The sequence below is a fragment of the Mucilaginibacter sp. AK015 genome, from assembly GCF_014200785.1.
GTDB lineage: Bacteria > Bacteroidota > Bacteroidia > Sphingobacteriales > Sphingobacteriaceae > Mucilaginibacter.
Genome location: NZ_JACHCV010000001.1, coordinates 1,332,678 through 1,348,130, shown reverse-complemented (window position 1 = coordinate 1,348,130; position 15,453 = coordinate 1,332,678). Strand labels below are relative to the sequence as shown.

Here is a 15,453-nt window from a genome sequence, read left to right as displayed (position 1 = left end):
TTACAGATTTTGTCCTTTACGTTTCTTTTTCTTGAATTTGTTAAGCGCCGCCAAGTCGTCTTGCTCAAGGGCAAATAGCACATCCAGTAACTCGTCGCCGCTTTGACGTGATGTGGAATGCGGCTCGTAGACTTGTTGTTGGGTACTGACCATAGGTTTAGGATCAGGTAATAATTGACTGGCCAGTTGATTGGCGCTGTAAGCTTTGCCAAGATCACTGCCGTTGAAAACCGCTTTGTTCTTTTGATCGATAAAGGTCACGCCATAGAGGCGGCCTTCCTCATTTCGGCGGAGAATGACCTGTACGTCTTTTTCACGCAGTTTGTTTTGGAGATCGCGTTGTGTGACCGGTTTCGTTAATATGCTTTCGAGGGTCGCAATGAGGTCTGCTTTATAAGGCTTGCGCAATTGCTCATTGAGCTTAAATTTTTCTTCCAGCGTTTTTAGTATTGGTTTGCCATAGATCGTGCTGGCCTTGATCGGTACGCCGATCTTATGGCCTTGCTTATCCAGCATCCAATAGACCAACCCTGCCCGCGCATACATCCGCGACTCTTTAGAGCCACGGTCAGCCTCGATACGATACTGCCTCAACACCGCATTCAACTCGGGAACGCTGGTATATTTATATGCCCTCACTACATAGCCCAGAATATTGGTGACGGTGCGTTTCGCTTCCGACTGGCCATAATCCGCTGGTATGACTTCAGCCTTCAGGTCCGGCTTTTGTTTCTGCTGCTCTTCGGCCTTGACCAGACCGTGGTTGATCTCAATGGTTTTACGCGCTTTCTCCGATTCATTTTGCCCCAGGTAATGCAGGCTGATCCGGTAACCGTCCCGCTTGATGTTCGTGGTCACGATATGAATGTGGGGATGCCCGGCATCGAAATGACGGTAGACCAAATAGGGCTGGTTTTCAAAGCCGATGCCTTTCATATAGTCATTACTGATGACCTGCAACTTTTCATCCGGCAAATGCTCGCCATTGGCAAAGTTCAGGGAGATATGTACGGTGTTCGTTTTCGTCCGCTCATTCCGCGCAGCCAGGTCGGTCAAACGCAAAAGCTTATCCTGAAAACTGAGTTGCGCGGGATCTTTGGGATAACCCGGTGCGACGATCAGTTTGGCTTTACCTTGTTTCACTTTGTTCTCGTTATAGTTGAGCGCGCCGATCAGGCTTTTCCCGCTTTTAATTTTTGCGACCATATATCCGCGTATTGGTTCATCCGTTCCTTGATCTGGTTGATGGACGGCTCCAGTTTGATGTTTAATACGGTCAGTAAATTGCTCCACAAGCGGGTATCCGCATTACCATGCGCGCTATTAATGCTGCGCATCGCTTGGTTCAAATTGTTGCCGATAGCGTTCAGTTCCTGTCGGAGAAGGATCATTTCTTCCAGCACATCGTCCATCGCTTTGTCCCGGTAAGTGACCGTCACAGGCTTTTCCAATAACAGGCTCCGCATGTATTCGCTCAGCTTCCGGAACTGTGTTTTTTTGAACCGACCGTCCAATAATTTGTATTCTTCGGGTTTCAGCCGGATGTTATACCAGCGTGTTCTGTTGTCTTCCTGTACATCCATTTTTAGGGCTTTAAAGATCCGACTTTGGAGGAGCTTGCCTGGACCCGCAGCCGCCTCGGCGCGGAGGGCAAGATTCGATTGTGACACAATCGTACATCTTGCTGATTGCTGCGAAGCGGGCAAACTGATCCTGCTATCAGGTTTTTCTTATTGACTGAGGTAAAGTTCCAATGCTTTGATGTTGATGTCCTGAAGGGATAACTCATGTTCCAGTCCGTAAGCTTTGACCCGTTTTAACAGGGTCTTGGGTATGCGGTTATTGAACTGTACTTCGGGCTCTTTCACCGCTACCGTTTTGACGGGCGACACTTGTTGTATCGGCGTTTTGGGCGTGTCCTCTTTTAGCTTATCGGCCAAGCCGCCGAGCTTCTTTTTGTAATCTTCCATTATGCTATCTTGCTAGTTTGCTAACTTGAACTGCTAGCAGGCTAGTTTGCTATCATAGCACAATAGCTTCCTAGCTTGCGATTTTGCTAGCTTGTTAGGTAAATAAAAAACTAGTTAGCTAGCCGTTCGACGATCTCTTCAGCCAGGGCCATTAGCTCGGCTTTCGCCTTCGGGTCATGACCATTTAAAATACCACCGGTGATGGACGATCGGGCGATGCTCACCCGGTCGTGGACCTTCGTTTGGAGCAAGGGCGTGCCCATATTTTCCAGCAGTTCGGTGACGTCCTGGGTGAGACCAGACCTTGGCTTGACCATGTTCAGAACAATGCCTGCTTTAACCTGCGCCTCTTGGATCAGCGCCAGCGTAGAGCGGATAGCCATAACATCGAAAAAGCCGGCCTTGGTCGGCACCAGGATAAAGTCGGAATGCTTAAATAGCTCAGGTAGCCTGTTGGATAGGTATGGCGGCGTATCTACGATGACCAGGTCGTAAGCCAATTGCTGTATTTCTTTTAATTGATCGGAGCCGATGAGGGTCAGCGCAGGAAATTCTTCCCGTAAGTGATATAAACTGCCTTGCAGGTCGGTATCGACCAGCGCAACGGATAACTGATCCTGAAAGGTCAGTGCTAAATTGATCGCCAGCGTGCTTTTGCCGACGCCACCTTTTTGGTGGGCTAAGGTGATGATCTTTGCCATGATGTTTATAGTTGATTTTAAATGACGTTTTCCCGCTGGCGTTTCCTCAGTTTTTGGTCTTGCTCAAAGTTGAATATCCAATCACCGGCCAGCAGCTTCCAGTTGCGATAGGGCGTGCCTTTCGGACTGCACCAATTCGCTTTGTCGTAAAAGGCATAGAATAGTTCTGCTTGACTACTTAAATTTTTCTGATCGAAATAGATCTCCACCAGCCGCTTTTGCGGTGGCATCTCCGTCCCAAAACCTTTTTGGACGATGACCTCAGGCTTAGGGGTCGACCTGCGTTCGGCAGGCACGCGCTTCGCTTTTCTTTTAAATAACATAGGTCTGAATTTAAGCCATGCCTGGTGCGGCACGGCTAGTAAGCATTAGGCACTCTTGTTGGTCGACATCATGAAGGTGATGTCCTCATAATCATAATAGATGGAGCCGCCGATCTTGGTAAACGGCAATACGCCGCTATCGCGTAAGGATTGCAGGAAACCGTGGGATATGCCCAGCAGCTTTTTAACCTCCGCTGATTTCAGCCATTTCTTGCCGGGTGCCCCAGTAAAGTTCTCTTTGATGATGCGTTTAACTTCTTGCAACATATCGTCTTTGAAATCCTGAAGGTCACCCAAAGTCAGAATTTGGTTCCTGGTCGGCACGGTCCCGGCCGCTCTTGTTCTTTGTTCAAATGTTTTGTCCATAACCTTGAATTTTTAATGGGCTTCAAAATTCAGCAGGTAAAAGATCACAAAATCACAACTTTGGAAAGTGTGGGGAGCTTTTTGGATGAGGAGAGATCCGAATGAATTGAAATGTATCCGAAAGAAGTTGCTGCACTTTTCACACTCCGGGAACAATTGCGTAATTGTTTAGATAACCGAATCAGTGATTCGGAATTCCGAGACAGTGTCGCGGAATTTAGGTGCATTTGAAATTGCTATCATGATAAAGTTATAGTTTGCTATCATGATAGCAATTACTGAGCTACCGGATCAAGTCTCCATTAGGCTTGATCAGCCAACCAATGGATAGGGCCGGTTAAAAGCTTCTTGCCGCATTTTGAAATGGGCCGATAATTTCCGGATCACTTCTTTCGATAATCCTTTTTTATAGGCCAATATATCTGAGATATAGCCTTTACTCACGCCAAGCAAATCGACCAAGTGCTGCGCTTTTAGATGATGGTCGGTCATTAATGATCTTAATAAGGCAATAGGATCAAGTTCGGTAAATGAGTTATGTTCCTCATCATAGGTTTCGATCAATAAAGTAAGCAGGTCGATCTCATCTTGCATGTCCGAATTGATCTTTGCGCTTAACAGTTCTTCTAATGCACAACAATATGATCGATATTGATCTTTGTCTTTAATGACCTTATACTTGAGAACAGTCGCTTCCATAGTGCCAAAAATGCAAAAAGTTCACAAAAAGGGAACTTTTTGCAGGTGTAGACAATTTGTATTATAAGAGGACAGATAATTTTAAATGCCCGTTCAAACCGTTTTCAACAATGTTTTGAAGGGTTGAAACACGCACATCTTTCAGGTTGTTCTCGACCTTTGAAATATACGCTTTGGTCGTTCCACATTTTTTTGCCAGTTGCTCTTGTGTCATTCCTTTGGATAGCCTGGCCTCTTTTAACATTACTCCAAGAATAAAATCTTCTGCTTCCCTTTCATATTCGTTTCGAGAAGGAGTTCCCAACGCTCCATATTCACGGTCTTTCAATTCATCGAATGTGGTTACATCCTCACTTATTGTTTTCATACTGTTTTTTAATTTTTAATGCTTTTTCAATTTCTTTAGCCGGCGTTTTCATTGTTTTCTTTTGGAAGCCATTCATCAGAACTACTAGTTTTCCGCTGTCGAAAAAACAAAAGATCCTAAAAATATCACTTCCTGCCTGAACCCGGATTTCATATAATCCTTCAGTTCCTTCAATATGCTTTAAATACTGCTCAGGTATTTGAAAACAAGTTTCAATTAGATCTAATGTCCAATTAATTTTCTTCCTGACCTTTGGTTTTTGAGCTTCATAAAAATCAAGAAAATACCGCCCATGAAAAATTACTTTTCTAATTTTTTCCATACAAATTTAATTATAGTTGCCCAATAAGGCAACTTATGAAATGATTTTTTTATAAGAGAATAAGGATGCTATGATGAGTACGCTGACCTCTGCGGCACGTGGACCTCTTAATACACTCGATAACATGAACAGGCCGGCATTAGTGAAGGCCAACGGTGGTAGCGGTTTGACCCTTGAAAGGCCAGGTGATATTTGCTCCGCGATCTCTTTCCATTCATCGGCCGTCAGCCAAAACATGAAATCGGATGGAAAACGCTTTGCGTGTTTAGTTACAGTCCTGTGGAGGACAGCGATATTCACCTCATACAAGGCAGCGGCATCAAAGTCGAACACAACGGTTTGGTTCCGAATTTTAAAAACTTTGCCGGTCAATAATGCTATTAATTTATCTGGTGTTGCCATGATCGTTTATTTGGATAAATACGTGATCATTTCGCAGATACTGTCTGCGAAATGCTGGTAAAGTCTGTTAGCTTACTCGTTTCAAATGGGTTTTTGGATGAACTTTTCTGCCAGCCTTACGCTTTGGTGGTTCCGGTTCCAATTTTTCCCGCAGGACGCTCATGTCTTCGCTGATCTTTTTAAGCAGTACGCGGGCATAGATCTGTGTGGTGGCGATCTTGGTGTGGCCCATCATTTTGCTTACCGTTTCGATAGGGACGTTGTTAGCCAGGGTAATAGTTGTAGCGAAGGTATGTCGGGCCACGCCGAAGGTCAATGTTTTCTTGACACCGATGATCTTGGCTACTTCTTTGAGGTGCATGTTGACCTTTTGGTTGGTAATAGTTGGAAAGATCGTGCCCTGGGTCACTGAACGCGGATTGTCTTTATATTTTTTAATGATGGTCAGCGCAGTTGTAAGCAAGGGCACATTCATTGCCTCGTTGCTTTTCTGTCTGAACAACTTCAGCCATTTTCCGCCGTCCTCACCATTGACCACATTATTCTCTTGTAAATTCATGAGGTCGACAAAAGATAGGCCGGTGTAGCAGGCAAATAAAAAGTAGTCGCGGATAGTGCTAAGTGATTCCGAAGCGAACTCGTGTTTTTCGATAGCCTTTAATTCGGCGCTGGATAGGAACGCGGTTTCGACTTTCTTATAACGGAACTTATAATTCTTAAAGGGGTCTTTGTTGATCCATTGCAGTTTGAACGCCAACGTGGTCATTTTACGCAGCCGGATCAAATGTTTCATCACCCCATTATTATTCAGGGGCTGATAATGGTCTGCTGGCTTATGGTTCCGAAGATAGGTCTCAAAATCGATGATGAATTTGTAATCTATCTCATGGACACGGATATCGGTAGTTTTCTTTTTTTCTTTCAGGAATTTTTCGAGGTACCGGCGGGTCACCGCGTAGTGCTTGAGTGTACTCCAGGTCAGGGCGGCTGATGCCACTTCATGATGGTAATCCATCAATCGGCTCAGCGAATAGGTTTCCTCGGTTACTTCGCCAAGAAAACACGCTTTCAATAATTGTGGCGTGATCTCTTTTCCGGCGATCTGTAATTGCTGATAGTGGGTGGTGATCGTAAATTTGACTTGCTCCAGGTAAGCGTTCGCTTCCTTTGCTTCGAGCAGTTTTGCCTTGACGCAACCGTGCCCTTTATCCCAGGATTCAAAGTGCACGAAGAACGGCAGCGCAATGATCACTTTCTCTTTGTTGATGGTAATAGAGGCGTAAACCTTAGTTTGACCATCTTCTTTTTCTCTTCCTTTTTTGATGCTGAAATGGACACCAAATGACTGTGATGTTTTCATCTTTTGAGTGTTTGTGTATGAATAAATGATTAATTACATCCTGAAATCGTCATGTTCAGGCCGCTTTTGTCCGCCGGATTGCGATTTTAGACTAGTCTTTCTGAGTACATATGAGTACTTATTTAAAGAACTTAACTAACTGAAAAGCAATACGTTAAATCATAAAAGCGGACAAATCTAAAAAACGATTTTTGTCCGCCGGAGTGTCCACCAAAACGGTGTATTCGAAAGGATTGAGAAGGATTTGAATAAAATAAAAAACCCTGTAAATCAACGATTTACAGGGTTAAAAGAAGTATGAAAACTTCAATTTGTGCGCCCACCTGGGCTATTGAGATGCTTTTGTAATCAAATGATTATCAGTCGCTTACAGCATAAACCACAATACCCCGAGAGGCATTTTACTCGTTTACCGCTTTCGCTTACTCAAAAATACTAAAAAATATTAATTCCTACTAAAAATTTTTTAGTGGGTTCCAGGTTCGAGCCCAACCATGCGCATGCCAAAACATTGGTGTTTGTGGATTGTTGATTATAAACCATTTACCGCTTTTTTACACATTAAAAAGAGTAGTTATGATCAGGAAATTAAAGTCAGGGCAATACCGCATTTACTCTCGGAAAGTTGACCCGGAAACGCATAAACGCAGGAACCTGGGCACATTCGATTCAAAGGAAGCTGCCCAGAAACATGAAAAGGAAATCCAGTATTTCAAGCATCATTAATCGGTATTATAACAGCAGTTTTCGGCCATAAACGCCCCGCATTTTTACCTAATGAAAAGGTCACCAAGCAAAAATTCGGGGCGAAAAACGGGGCTCCGCGAATGCGGAGCCCGCCGGGCAATTGCTAAAGTTCGACAACGATACCGTCCTGACAGTCGGCAGCTTCTTCCTCGGCTGCTGTACGGTTGTCAAATACTTTATTCTGGCCGTTTTCATCGGTAACTATGCTGGCATATTCCGCACCACCAAAAGTTTCAATCACGATATAGTTCATAGCTGTAATAGTTTATGATAAATGTCGTTCCAATAGGCTTTGAGCTTTTCATCGGCTTGTTGGTATTGCGGGTCATGATGTTCGTAATGCCGGTAATCATCTGCCTGCATAATGGCTAATTGTAGGTTGTCAATTTCCAACTCAGAGCCATTCAGGTCGGTTATTTTTAAGGGTTGATTTTTCATGCTATCTTCAATGGCTGTGTCCTGAAATCTTGGAGGTTCAGAAAGAAACCCCTGTTAAATAATATGCCCTCCCTGAATAATTGCCATAATAAGGACGCCCCGCAGTTAGCCAGTGCAGAATTGATAAATAAATCCTGTTTGGTCAGGGCTTCGGCAAGCGAACAGCTTGGGGTATGATCGGCCTGTTCCGATGCGCTCAATAAGTCCTTAAATTCATCGGTCACTAAGGGCAAAGTTTCTACAGGCCGGTATAGTTCTGAATCGGGTTGCTTAATTTTTTCTAAGGTAGAGAGGATAACCTGACCGCTTGAACGGCTGTTGCCGAAATCCATCCAGTACTGGACACGGTTACGCCCACCGTATTGATCGGCTAAGTGTTTCAATATCTCCGCTATCTCATAGCGGGCATCCACGGTATCAACGCAGGATATGGTAATGGTGGCACTTGCCAAATCTCTGTCCTTTATAGATGCTTTATCGTAGCGAATAGTTTCCGCACGCCAGTTCGTGCCGAAAAAGCGGTTGATACGGTTTATCAAAGCCACAGATTTACTTTTTAGGTAGCCGCTTTTGGTTTCCTGTGCGGTTTGTAATAAATCGCTTAATACGGAAACTTCCTTGTCATTCAAGGGATGCGCATTGATGGGTTTGCCGTTCCTGCCAATATCATAACTCTCGACGTATATCTCGGTACGTTTTTCGTCCCTTTGGAACTGGCTAATTTCTTCGGCTTTATCATAGCGGTAAATCAGCAGGGCTTTGAAAGGCTCAAAACCGCTGTTAAACTGTTGGGTGATGTTTTTCATGTTATTATTGTTTTTTCAACGGCATTCAAGAGGGTTTCACCGTTCTTCATGGTCGTAATCGTTTAATAAATCCCGTAGCCGTTCAATCAAGCCGAACAGGCGTGTTTCAAAATCAAAGTCTTTTCTATTTGGGTCGGGCAGGGTATCAAACTCATACACGGCGTTGGGTTCATCCATGACAGGTCTTTCCTGAAAGGAACAATTGACCATTTCCAGTAACTCATGCTTAAAACAATCCTTATCGCTCCAATAGAAACTGGTGTATTCTTCTACCCTGATACGTTCTTCCTCATCAGGGTAAACCAAATCTTCGTGGATGCTATCGGCTAAAGAACGTTTGGGGTACTGTCGGTAAAGCTGTAGAAATTCAATCGCCAATAGTTCCCATTCCAGTTCATGTTTGTCCCTGTGGTGATAATCGGTAATAACCTTTTCTATCTTATCGAGCCATTCGGGATTTTTGATAATGGGCATGATATGACCGCCTGCCCGTCTTAGTTCATAGAGGGTATCTTCCTGCTGTTGTCGCCAGGCTTTATCTTCCTCGTCATTGTTGTCCTCGGTTTCGCTTACCCATTGTTCTAATGTATCGTACTGGTAATCCATAAAAGTGCCGCTCTCGGCATAAAACGGAATCTCCACCACTTGATGCAGGTAAGCGAAGATGACGGTGACCAGTTCGCTAATGGCCGTGTGTTCACGATTTTGCGACCATTGCCAGTAAGCCCTCACCGGGATATAAAACAGGCAGTGGCTCAAATCAAAGGTTTTGACCACCGCTAACACCGCCTCTTTTCCCTTATCCTGCAAAATCATGCAATGATTTTCTGGGTCGATAGCCCTTACCTGTTTTTCCACCTCCTGCCAACTGCAATAAATATTTTGAGGGAAAGGTAAATCTGTTTTTGGTGTAGCTAAACCATAATGTTTACACAGATTGGCAAGGGAGTGAAAATACTCCCTTGCTATCTTTTCCCTGTTGCCTGAAAAAGCCCAAAAAGGCAGGAAACTGTGATTTAGAAAACCATTTCCGTCAGCCCTGCGGGTGCGCTTCTTAGCGGGTTGCGCCTGACTTCGTCCGCATCGGGCAGGCGGTTTAACCGCTCTGCCAGTTCGCCGAATAATTGCTGTAGTTTCCATGTCTCGCCTTTCCTGTTAATTTTGATAATCCTATTCACTGATTTATTTTTCATCGCTTATCCTTTCGTTCCCATCGTGCTTTCAAACTTATACTGCGCTTCATCGTCCTTGATTTCAGGGCCGCTAATCTTGGCGTTGGTCAGTATCGGGTAAGTGCCTGCATAGAAATTTTTCACTTCTGCAATCGTAAACGTTCCGTTGGGGTCGGTCAAGCGGATTTCCTGCCCGTTCTCCCGGTGCAGGAATATCCTCGGTAATATCATTGCTTTCATGGTTACGGGGATTAATCGTTAAAACTTGCGGTTAATTTATCATAGGCATCTTTGCCTGCCTGCAAGGTTCTGCGTTTGGCTTCGATAGCTTCTGCCTTGTCAGGGTAATCTGCCACATCAGGCAGGTTGGCAAGGGCTTCGGCATACTTGGTATTTTGCGCCAATTGCTTTACTTTTTCCATCGCTTCGTCATACAGCCGTTTCTTTTCAGCTTTGGCCTCTTTGTCGTCCTCCGGTGGGGTGAACAAATTGTTCTCGTCGTCATTATCGTCCTCGTCGGAATCGGTTTCAGCAGGTTTGCCTGCTTTTCCTTTGTCGGGCTTGGCGTTCTTTTTCGCTTTATCTAATTCTTTCTGATAAGTTTCGATATTGCTTATCAAACCTGCTGTTTGTTTTACGGGTTCGGTCAGTTTGGCAAAAAAGCCCTCGTCCAGTTCCTCGGCGGTGGCTTTAAAAAGCATTGGTGGCAATCCGTCTACAGCTTTGTCCCTTTTGAGTGCCACCGAAACGGTTTGCACCCCTTTTTCGTCCTGATGAATATTGAGCAGGAAATTGCCATTAAAGCCCAAACCTGCTATCTGCTGAAAAAAATTCGTTTTCATACTGTTAAAATTTAAAGTGATTAATGCCTGCAAGGGCAAGTAAAAGCAACCCTGCTAATCCGCACAGGTTGCCCATAAATAATACCAGCCGTTCAAAAAAACTGGTGGCAAACGCTCTGTGGTAACTACTGAATTGCTGTAAACCACCAATTCCCCTGCGGTTGAACCTGCGCCTGCCTATCTGATACCGGATTAATAAGCAGATGCAAATTAATAGCAAACCGCAGGGAATGGTGTAATTGTGATGCGCTTTCATGTTAGCTGAATAAAAGTTCAACGGCGGGTTTGAATTTCGCATCTTGGTATTTGGCGAGTGCTACGTATTGCGTTAAGGCGTGTACCGTAAATATGGCGGTGTAACCGTCAAATAACTGGTCAGCAAAAACGCTGGCACTTTTACACAAATCTTTGGGATATTTCGCCATCACCATTTGTACCTGCCCGGCCAGTTCGAACCAAAAATCAACCCCGAATAGTTGGTCTTTCCATTCGGATTTGATGCGTTCCTGGTCATTTAAAATCGTTTCGGTCAGTGAATGGAGATACCCTAAAAAGTCGGGTATCTCGTGAATTAATAAACTGTGCAATAGCCTTGCTTTTTGCACATTCGTGAGCATTTTTAATGGTTGCATCGCTTTAGTTTTTTAGGAGGTTCAAAGCATCCGCACCATGACGGGCGAAGTTTCCGCAAAGGTCAAAGGCCACCTGCGCCCTTTGCTTGGCCGTGCCGTCCATAATGGATTTGAATTTGGCATCGCCGTCCTTGAAGTTGCGGACGTTCTGGTAATAGCCTGTGATGGCATTGTATGCGCCAAACAATGTCCCTGCCGTGGTTTCCATTTGCTGGGTCTGGTTGCCCATCGCATAGGCGTAGGCGTTATCTACGATGTTGGTATAAGTGGTCGATAGCTTATCCACCAAACCCAATTCCAAATTGCGCATAACTTCCCTGTTCGGTGCCATCGCCACTTGTATCAGTTTTTTAACTTGGTTATCCGTAATACGCACCCTTGTCCAATGATTAAAGAGTTCCTCTAATTCTTCGGCCAGTACGTGGGAAATCCCCATTAAAGTATGCGCCTGTTTCAGGCGGTCATTAGCCGAAGCAGTATGCCGTATTTTGATACCGTTGGAATGGTTGCGCATGGCGGCATTTAAAGTATTGTTGCAAACGATACGGGTCGGCGTAAAAGCGGCGGTAATACTGCCAAATCCATCGTGCGAAGTGGTCAGAAACAAATACTGCTCAATTAAATCCTGTTTGCCGACCTTGATATAATCGGGCAGCTTGGCGGTGATGAATATACGTTCGCCTTTGCCCAAAGCGCCTGCTGTTTCATATTTAATACCACTTCCTGCGCCGACAATAGCGTCAAAGAACTGGAACGCATCCGCATTCTGTACCACTTCGTAGTCTTTACCAACTACGCCTAAAACCGCATTATTATCATTGCGGACGGTTGCGAAGAAATTGGGTACTTCGGTTTTAGGAAAGACAATGCCCGTATCTACATCCGATAGATCGTTGGCTAATGTATTGGTAAATAAAGGGCGCTTTTCTACCGTGTAGTCTAAACCCGCATAGCGGATAGCTTCCGCACTTGTGGGGTAATCCTCTACGATTTGCCCTAAGCCGTGCCATGCTTTTTCCTTAACACTAAAGAAACTGTGCTTCTCTGTCTGCCCGTTATAAAAAAGATTGTGTGCCATGATATTCGTTTTTTAATGTTCAAAATTGATTGCGTTCGGTCGTTTAATTGATGTTTTAGCCGTGTAGAAACGGCTCTATCCGTTTAGTTAAATGCCTTGCTTGGCTTTAATACTTTATTCTTATCGCCTGCCTGTGTGGGCTTGTCTTCATTCTTTTTGCCCGAACCTGTCAACATATTGATCTCATCGGTGCGGAATTTCAGACTTGCCATCGGTTCACCGTCACGGCTCACCCACGGTTCGGCGGTCATAAAGCCATGCAGTTGCACCAACATCCCTTTGGTTAAATAAGGGGCTATGGCATCCGTGCGCCAATAGGTACAGTCCACAAAGGCGGTTTCCTGTTTCTGTTCCCCCTGCGATTTGTAATTGCGGTTAACCGCTACCCTAAATCCTGTTACATTTTTCTCTGCGTTTACCGCTCTTACGGTAGCATCTGCTACCAATCTTCCTGTCAGTTCCATGACCTTTTAATTTTTAAGTGAATAAATCTGTTCGTTATTCCCTTTTCGCCCCCCATGCTTTGCGACCCTGCCCGGGTAGTTTTTTTCAAAGAAAAAAGAGAAAAAAAGAAAGCATCAGGTGCCGGAATGGTAAGGGACGGGAGAACTATAAACCCCGAAGGGTGGCCGCAGCGCAGCGGAGGTCATTATGCGTTCGTACGGACCGGGCATTCCGAGCATCGCGTTCTTTTTTACTCTTGTTTCTGAGAATAAAGGTTTGTTATCATTTTTCCTGTTCCAACGCGGCACTTGGGAGTGCGGCATTACGCCGGGGCTTTTGCAGCGCAGCGAAAATGCCGGGAGGCGGCGGTAGGGATCGTAAGGATTTAGTGCATCGCACCGTAGCGGAGCGTAGTCCGGCAGAGCCCGGGCGGTGGGCACCGCACAAACGTTTAGAAACGTTTCTATACGGCTAAATGGATGATTTTTAGATGCGCGTCCGCCAATTTTGCTTCATGAATAATTTAAGTAATAGCGTGCGATTGACCGGGAGGTTGGGCGCGGCACCGGAAATGAAAAGTATTGATGAGGAACGAAAAGTGGCCAAGATCAGTTTGGCGACCAATTATTATCGGAAAAACGGCAAGGGTGAAACGGTGCAGGAAACGCATTGGCACCAGTTGGTGTTGTGGAACCGTCAAGCGGAGATCGCGGAAAAGTATTTACACAAAGGCAGTCAAATCGCTATTGAAGGGCGCTTGGCAAACCGGTTTTATACCGATAAAGATGGTGCTAAACACTATGTGACGGAGGTTGTGGTGAGCGAAATGATGTTATTAGGAAAGCCATGACGGTAAGTGTGCTGAGCGCGGCGTTGGCAGGGATCGATGCCGTGCTTATTACCGTAGAGACGAGGATCTGTGCCGGAGTGAGTTATTTTATTGTGGGCTTGCCTGGAGAAGCGGTTAAAGAGAGTTTGTTTCGGGTAGAGAGCGCATTGACTTCGGGTGGATTTGAGATGCCGCGTCAGAAGATTCTGATAAGTTTGGCACCGGCGGGTATCCGTAAGGAAGGTGCGGTATTTGACCTGCCTATTGCTTTGAGTGTTTTGGCAGCGTCCGGCCAGTTAGCGCCGGAACAAATGAACGATTTTTTATTTACGGGTGAGTTGTCGTTAACCGGAAAGTTGCGGCCTATTAAGGGGACGTTGTCGGTAGCGGTCGAAGCTCGCAAAGCGGGTATTAAGCATTTGATCGTCCCTAAAGAAAATGCTAATGAAGCCGCTATGGTCAGTGACCTGGCGGTTTTTGGTTTTGAAAGCCTGAGCGAGGTTGTCAATTTCCTTCATCAGCCTGATAGTGTGAAGCCAACTGTTGTCCGGCAAAATGACGCCAGGAAAGCAGAACAATTATATCAGGCGGATTTTTCGGAGGTGCGCGGGCAGGAAAAGGTGAAACGGGCGTTGGAGGTAATGGCGGCGGGCGGGCATAATGGTTTACTGATCGGGCCGCCAGGCACCGGTAAGACCATGCTGGCGACACGCTTGCCGGGCATCCTGCCGCCGCTGGGTTTGCAGGAATCTTTGGAAACAACCCGTATTTATTCGGTTGCGGGACAACTGGATAGCACCGGATTAATTACGGAGCGGCCATTCCGGTCGGTTCATCATACTGCAAGTGATATCGCTTTAGTGGGCGGCGGGCCGGTGGCGATGCCGGGGGAAATATCCCTGGCGCATAATGGTGTCTTATTTATGGATGAACTGCCGGAGTTCAAGCGGCGGGTGCTGGAAGTGTTGCGCCAGCCTTTGGAGGAACGGCAGATCGCGATCTCGCGGGCGAGTTATGTGGTGAACTTCCCGGCGAATTTTGTTTTGCTGGCTGCGATGAATTCATGCCCCTGTGGTTTTCATGGGCACCCCGACCGGAAATGCAGCTGCACGTTGCAGGCGATCCGTTTATACCGGGCTAAGTTGTCGGGGCCTTTGCTGGACCGCATCGACCTGCATATTGGAGTTCCGCCGGCTGATCTGAAGGAACAGCCCGCTGAAAGCAGTGCAGCCATCCGCCGGCGGGTGGTCGCTGCCCGGAACAGGCAACTGGAACGGGCGGGTGTTTGTAATGCGCTGATGAGTAACGAAGCATTGCGCAGGTATTGTATTTTGGGGAAGAGCGAGCAAGAAGTGCTGAACCAAGCCATGGTGCAGCATCAATTCTCCGCACGGTCTTATGAACGCATTTTAAAGATGGCGCGGACCGTCGCCGATCTGGCTGGCAGCGCATCTATTACTTTACCCCATTTAGCCGAGGCGATCGGCTTCCGCAGCCTGGAAAGCGGGGCCCGTTAAACGGACCATCTGTTCGTTCTGTACGATGACCACTTTTTGCTCATCGTTTATCGTTACGAATTTGTAGCCCATATCGTAGCAGAAATAATAAACGTCATCGTTGTATTCGTTGAGGCGCTCACTGGTGAAATATTTGAAATTGAAGCCGCGGCCGCTCAGGTCACGGACGCGCATGCGGCAGGTGTCTTTCGTGCCGAGGCAGTCTTTCAGCACTTTCCAGTTGGCCGTAAGGATTTGGTTGATCTCGCCGATGAATGGCGGGACACGCGTTTCCGCTACCGGCGTTTTTTGTTCTTTCTGGCGGTTGTTGTACTCGGTCTTGCAGGGCTCGCTGCAATATTTTTTGTCGCGCCGGCCGGGGCCAACCGGCTCACCGCAATTCAAACATGTTTTTTCTTCCATGGACCTAAACGTTTAGAAACGGCTTTACACGGATAA

26 protein-coding genes are annotated in these 15,453 nt (G+C 46.0%); 3 read left to right on the top strand and 23 right to left on the bottom strand.

The window, feature by feature from the left end; translation table 11 throughout:
• The 11 genes from HDC91_RS05895 to HDC91_RS05845 all read right to left on the bottom strand — a co-directional run bounded on the left by HDC91_RS05895 (nt 1) and on the right by HDC91_RS05845 (nt 6,510).
• Nucleotides 1-1,206 (bottom strand): relaxase/mobilization nuclease domain-containing protein, encoded by a 1,206-nt coding sequence (locus HDC91_RS05895; protein ID WP_183549237.1) that lies wholly within the window; start codon nt 1,204-1,206, stop codon nt 1-3.
• Nucleotides 1,173-1,583, bottom strand: a complete 411-nt coding sequence (locus tag HDC91_RS05890) for a hypothetical protein (protein ID WP_183549234.1) — start codon at nt 1,581-1,583, stop codon at nt 1,173-1,175. The genes HDC91_RS05895 and HDC91_RS05890 overlap by 34 nt, the downstream gene beginning before the upstream one ends.
• Before the next feature lie 147 nt (nt 1,584-1,730).
• Entirely contained in the window at nt 1,731-1,970 is a 240-nt protein-coding gene (locus tag HDC91_RS05885) for a hypothetical protein (RefSeq protein ID WP_183549233.1), read from the bottom strand.
• Nucleotides 1,971-2,080: 110 nt separating this feature from the next.
• Nucleotides 2,081-2,671: a ParA family protein gene (locus HDC91_RS05880; protein WP_183549232.1), complete on the bottom strand. Its 591-nt coding sequence runs from the start codon at nt 2,669-2,671 to the stop codon at nt 2,081-2,083.
• A gap of 17 nt (nt 2,672-2,688) precedes the next feature.
• Nucleotides 2,689-2,994: a hypothetical protein gene (locus HDC91_RS05875; protein WP_183549230.1), complete on the bottom strand. Its 306-nt coding sequence runs from the start codon at nt 2,992-2,994 to the stop codon at nt 2,689-2,691.
• A gap of 45 nt (nt 2,995-3,039) precedes the next feature.
• Entirely contained in the window at nt 3,040-3,360 is a 321-nt protein-coding gene (locus tag HDC91_RS05870; protein WP_183549228.1) for a helix-turn-helix domain-containing protein, read from the bottom strand.
• A gap of 312 nt (nt 3,361-3,672) precedes the next feature.
• Complete coding sequence (locus tag HDC91_RS05865; protein WP_183549226.1) at nt 3,673-4,059, bottom strand: type II toxin-antitoxin system HigA family antitoxin; 387 nt, start codon at nt 4,057-4,059, stop codon at nt 3,673-3,675.
• 61 nt (nt 4,060-4,120) lie between these two features.
• Entirely contained in the window at nt 4,121-4,426 is a 306-nt protein-coding gene (locus HDC91_RS05860) for a helix-turn-helix domain-containing protein (RefSeq protein ID WP_183549224.1), read from the bottom strand.
• Nucleotides 4,410-4,748 (bottom strand): type II toxin-antitoxin system RelE/ParE family toxin, encoded by a 339-nt coding sequence (locus HDC91_RS05855; RefSeq protein ID WP_183549222.1) that lies wholly within the window; start codon nt 4,746-4,748, stop codon nt 4,410-4,412. The genes HDC91_RS05860 and HDC91_RS05855 overlap by 17 nt, the downstream gene beginning before the upstream one ends.
• Before the next feature lie 33 nt (nt 4,749-4,781).
• Nucleotides 4,782-5,150 carry an ORF6N domain-containing protein gene (locus HDC91_RS05850; protein ID WP_183549220.1) on the bottom strand — a complete coding sequence of 123 codons (369 nt, stop codon included), beginning with the start codon at nt 5,148-5,150 and terminating at the stop codon, nt 4,782-4,784.
• Nucleotides 5,151-5,217: 67 nt separating this feature from the next.
• Nucleotides 5,218-6,510 (bottom strand): site-specific integrase, encoded by a 1,293-nt coding sequence (locus HDC91_RS05845; protein WP_183549218.1) that lies wholly within the window; start codon nt 6,508-6,510, stop codon nt 5,218-5,220.
• 576 nt (nt 6,511-7,086) lie between these two features.
• On the opposite strand from HDC91_RS05845, the gene HDC91_RS05840 reads away from it, so the two are divergent.
• Nucleotides 7,087-7,236, top strand: a complete 150-nt coding sequence (locus HDC91_RS05840; RefSeq protein WP_183549216.1) for a hypothetical protein — start codon at nt 7,087-7,089, stop codon at nt 7,234-7,236.
• A 124-nt stretch (nt 7,237-7,360) separates the two neighbouring features.
• Here the strand turns inward: HDC91_RS05840 and HDC91_RS05835 are convergent, their stop codons facing one another.
• From HDC91_RS05835 to HDC91_RS05785, 11 genes are all read right to left on the bottom strand, one after another.
• Complete coding sequence (locus HDC91_RS05835) at nt 7,361-7,510, bottom strand: hypothetical protein (RefSeq protein WP_183549214.1); 150 nt, start codon at nt 7,508-7,510, stop codon at nt 7,361-7,363.
• Nucleotides 7,507-7,695: a hypothetical protein gene (locus HDC91_RS05830; RefSeq protein ID WP_183549212.1), complete on the bottom strand. Its 189-nt coding sequence runs from the start codon at nt 7,693-7,695 to the stop codon at nt 7,507-7,509. Before HDC91_RS05830 ends, HDC91_RS05835 begins: the two co-directional genes overlap by 4 nt.
• Nucleotides 7,692-8,501 (bottom strand): PRTRC system ThiF family protein, encoded by an 810-nt coding sequence (locus tag HDC91_RS05825; RefSeq protein ID WP_183549210.1) that lies wholly within the window; start codon nt 8,499-8,501, stop codon nt 7,692-7,694. Before HDC91_RS05825 ends, HDC91_RS05830 begins: the two co-directional genes overlap by 4 nt.
• A gap of 36 nt (nt 8,502-8,537) precedes the next feature.
• The gene (locus HDC91_RS05820) at nt 8,538-9,317 is read right to left on the bottom strand and encodes a hypothetical protein (RefSeq protein ID WP_183549208.1); all 780 of its coding nucleotides are present in this window, start codon (nt 9,315-9,317) and stop codon (nt 8,538-8,540) included.
• A 200-nt stretch (nt 9,318-9,517) separates the two neighbouring features.
• Entirely contained in the window at nt 9,518-9,694 is a 177-nt protein-coding gene (locus HDC91_RS05815; protein WP_183549206.1) for a hypothetical protein, read from the bottom strand.
• 3 nt (nt 9,695-9,697) lie between these two features.
• On the bottom strand, nt 9,698-9,913 hold the full coding sequence (locus HDC91_RS05810) for a PRTRC system protein C (protein ID WP_183549204.1): 216 nt from the start codon (nt 9,911-9,913) through the stop codon (nt 9,698-9,700).
• An 11-nt stretch (nt 9,914-9,924) separates the two neighbouring features.
• On the bottom strand, nt 9,925-10,515 hold the full coding sequence (locus HDC91_RS05805; RefSeq protein WP_183549202.1) for a PRTRC system protein E: 591 nt from the start codon (nt 10,513-10,515) through the stop codon (nt 9,925-9,927).
• 4 nt (nt 10,516-10,519) lie between these two features.
• The gene (locus HDC91_RS05800; RefSeq protein ID WP_183549200.1) at nt 10,520-10,771 is read right to left on the bottom strand and encodes a hypothetical protein; all 252 of its coding nucleotides are present in this window, start codon (nt 10,769-10,771) and stop codon (nt 10,520-10,522) included.
• Nucleotide 10,772: 1 nt separating this feature from the next.
• Nucleotides 10,773-11,147: a hypothetical protein gene (locus tag HDC91_RS05795; RefSeq protein WP_183549198.1), complete on the bottom strand. Its 375-nt coding sequence runs from the start codon at nt 11,145-11,147 to the stop codon at nt 10,773-10,775.
• A gap of 4 nt (nt 11,148-11,151) precedes the next feature.
• Nucleotides 11,152-12,225: a DUF932 domain-containing protein gene (locus tag HDC91_RS05790; RefSeq protein WP_183549196.1), complete on the bottom strand. Its 1,074-nt coding sequence runs from the start codon at nt 12,223-12,225 to the stop codon at nt 11,152-11,154.
• Nucleotides 12,226-12,308: 83 nt separating this feature from the next.
• Complete coding sequence (locus HDC91_RS05785; RefSeq protein WP_183549194.1) at nt 12,309-12,689, bottom strand: single-stranded DNA-binding protein; 381 nt, start codon at nt 12,687-12,689, stop codon at nt 12,309-12,311.
• 494 nt (nt 12,690-13,183) lie between these two features.
• Here HDC91_RS05785 and HDC91_RS05780 point away from each other — a divergent pair, with 494 nt between their 5' ends.
• Both HDC91_RS05780 and HDC91_RS05775 read left to right on the top strand, forming a co-directional pair.
• Nucleotides 13,184-13,519: a single-stranded DNA-binding protein gene (locus HDC91_RS05780; RefSeq protein WP_183549192.1), complete on the top strand. Its 336-nt coding sequence runs from the start codon at nt 13,184-13,186 to the stop codon at nt 13,517-13,519.
• Nucleotides 13,516-15,015, top strand: a complete 1,500-nt coding sequence (locus HDC91_RS05775) for a YifB family Mg chelatase-like AAA ATPase (protein ID WP_183549190.1) — start codon at nt 13,516-13,518, stop codon at nt 15,013-15,015. The genes HDC91_RS05780 and HDC91_RS05775 overlap by 4 nt, the downstream gene beginning before the upstream one ends.
• Here the strand turns inward: HDC91_RS05775 and HDC91_RS05770 are convergent.
• Complete coding sequence (locus HDC91_RS05770) at nt 14,968-15,417, bottom strand: DUF2116 family Zn-ribbon domain-containing protein (protein WP_183549188.1); 450 nt, start codon at nt 15,415-15,417, stop codon at nt 14,968-14,970. The two genes, HDC91_RS05775 and HDC91_RS05770, sit on opposite strands and share 48 nt — an antisense overlap.
• Between the last annotated feature and the right edge of the window lie 36 nt (nt 15,418-15,453).

What these genes read in the sequence shown, in the direction of transcription:
- HDC91_RS05895 (WP_183549237.1), bottom strand. Translation starts at nt 1,206, where the DNA reads ATGGTCGCAAAAATTAAAAGCGGGAAAAGCCTGATCGGCGCGCTCAAC.
- HDC91_RS05890 (WP_183549234.1), bottom strand. Translation starts at nt 1,583, where the DNA reads ATGGATGTACAGGAAGACAACAGAACACGCTGGTATAACATCCGGCTG.
- HDC91_RS05885 (WP_183549233.1), bottom strand. Translation starts at nt 1,970, where the DNA reads ATGGAAGATTACAAAAAGAAGCTCGGCGGCTTGGCCGATAAGCTAAAA.
- HDC91_RS05880 (WP_183549232.1), bottom strand. Translation starts at nt 2,671, where the DNA reads ATGGCAAAGATCATCACCTTAGCCCACCAAAAAGGTGGCGTCGGCAAA.
- HDC91_RS05875 (WP_183549230.1), bottom strand. Translation starts at nt 2,994, where the DNA reads ATGTTATTTAAAAGAAAAGCGAAGCGCGTGCCTGCCGAACGCAGGTCG.
- HDC91_RS05870 (WP_183549228.1), bottom strand. Translation starts at nt 3,360, where the DNA reads ATGGACAAAACATTTGAACAAAGAACAAGAGCGGCCGGGACCGTGCCG.
- HDC91_RS05865 (WP_183549226.1), bottom strand. Translation starts at nt 4,059, where the DNA reads ATGGAAGCGACTGTTCTCAAGTATAAGGTCATTAAAGACAAAGATCAA.
- HDC91_RS05860 (WP_183549224.1), bottom strand. Translation starts at nt 4,426, where the DNA reads ATGAAAACAATAAGTGAGGATGTAACCACATTCGATGAATTGAAAGAC.
- HDC91_RS05855 (WP_183549222.1), bottom strand. Translation starts at nt 4,748, where the DNA reads ATGGAAAAAATTAGAAAAGTAATTTTTCATGGGCGGTATTTTCTTGAT.
- HDC91_RS05850 (WP_183549220.1), bottom strand. Translation starts at nt 5,150, where the DNA reads ATGGCAACACCAGATAAATTAATAGCATTATTGACCGGCAAAGTTTTT.
- HDC91_RS05845 (WP_183549218.1), bottom strand. Translation starts at nt 6,510, where the DNA reads ATGAAAACATCACAGTCATTTGGTGTCCATTTCAGCATCAAAAAAGGA.
- HDC91_RS05840 (WP_183549216.1), top strand. Translation starts at nt 7,087, where the DNA reads ATGATCAGGAAATTAAAGTCAGGGCAATACCGCATTTACTCTCGGAAA.
- HDC91_RS05835 (WP_183549214.1), bottom strand. Translation starts at nt 7,510, where the DNA reads ATGAACTATATCGTGATTGAAACTTTTGGTGGTGCGGAATATGCCAGC.
- HDC91_RS05830 (WP_183549212.1), bottom strand. Translation starts at nt 7,695, where the DNA reads ATGAAAAATCAACCCTTAAAAATAACCGACCTGAATGGCTCTGAGTTG.
- HDC91_RS05825 (WP_183549210.1), bottom strand. Translation starts at nt 8,501, where the DNA reads ATGAAAAACATCACCCAACAGTTTAACAGCGGTTTTGAGCCTTTCAAA.
- HDC91_RS05820 (WP_183549208.1), bottom strand. Translation starts at nt 9,317, where the DNA reads ATGATTTTGCAGGATAAGGGAAAAGAGGCGGTGTTAGCGGTGGTCAAA.
- HDC91_RS05815 (WP_183549206.1), bottom strand. Translation starts at nt 9,694, where the DNA reads ATGAAAAATAAATCAGTGAATAGGATTATCAAAATTAACAGGAAAGGC.
- HDC91_RS05810 (WP_183549204.1), bottom strand. Translation starts at nt 9,913, where the DNA reads ATGAAAGCAATGATATTACCGAGGATATTCCTGCACCGGGAGAACGGG.
- HDC91_RS05805 (WP_183549202.1), bottom strand. Translation starts at nt 10,515, where the DNA reads ATGAAAACGAATTTTTTTCAGCAGATAGCAGGTTTGGGCTTTAATGGC.
- HDC91_RS05800 (WP_183549200.1), bottom strand. Translation starts at nt 10,771, where the DNA reads ATGAAAGCGCATCACAATTACACCATTCCCTGCGGTTTGCTATTAATT.
- HDC91_RS05795 (WP_183549198.1), bottom strand. Translation starts at nt 11,147, where the DNA reads ATGCAACCATTAAAAATGCTCACGAATGTGCAAAAAGCAAGGCTATTG.
- HDC91_RS05790 (WP_183549196.1), bottom strand. Translation starts at nt 12,225, where the DNA reads ATGGCACACAATCTTTTTTATAACGGGCAGACAGAGAAGCACAGTTTC.
- HDC91_RS05785 (WP_183549194.1), bottom strand. Translation starts at nt 12,689, where the DNA reads ATGGAACTGACAGGAAGATTGGTAGCAGATGCTACCGTAAGAGCGGTA.
- HDC91_RS05780 (WP_183549192.1), top strand. Translation starts at nt 13,184, where the DNA reads ATGAATAATTTAAGTAATAGCGTGCGATTGACCGGGAGGTTGGGCGCG.
- HDC91_RS05775 (WP_183549190.1), top strand. Translation starts at nt 13,516, where the DNA reads ATGACGGTAAGTGTGCTGAGCGCGGCGTTGGCAGGGATCGATGCCGTG.
- HDC91_RS05770 (WP_183549188.1), bottom strand. Translation starts at nt 15,417, where the DNA reads ATGGAAGAAAAAACATGTTTGAATTGCGGTGAGCCGGTTGGCCCCGGC.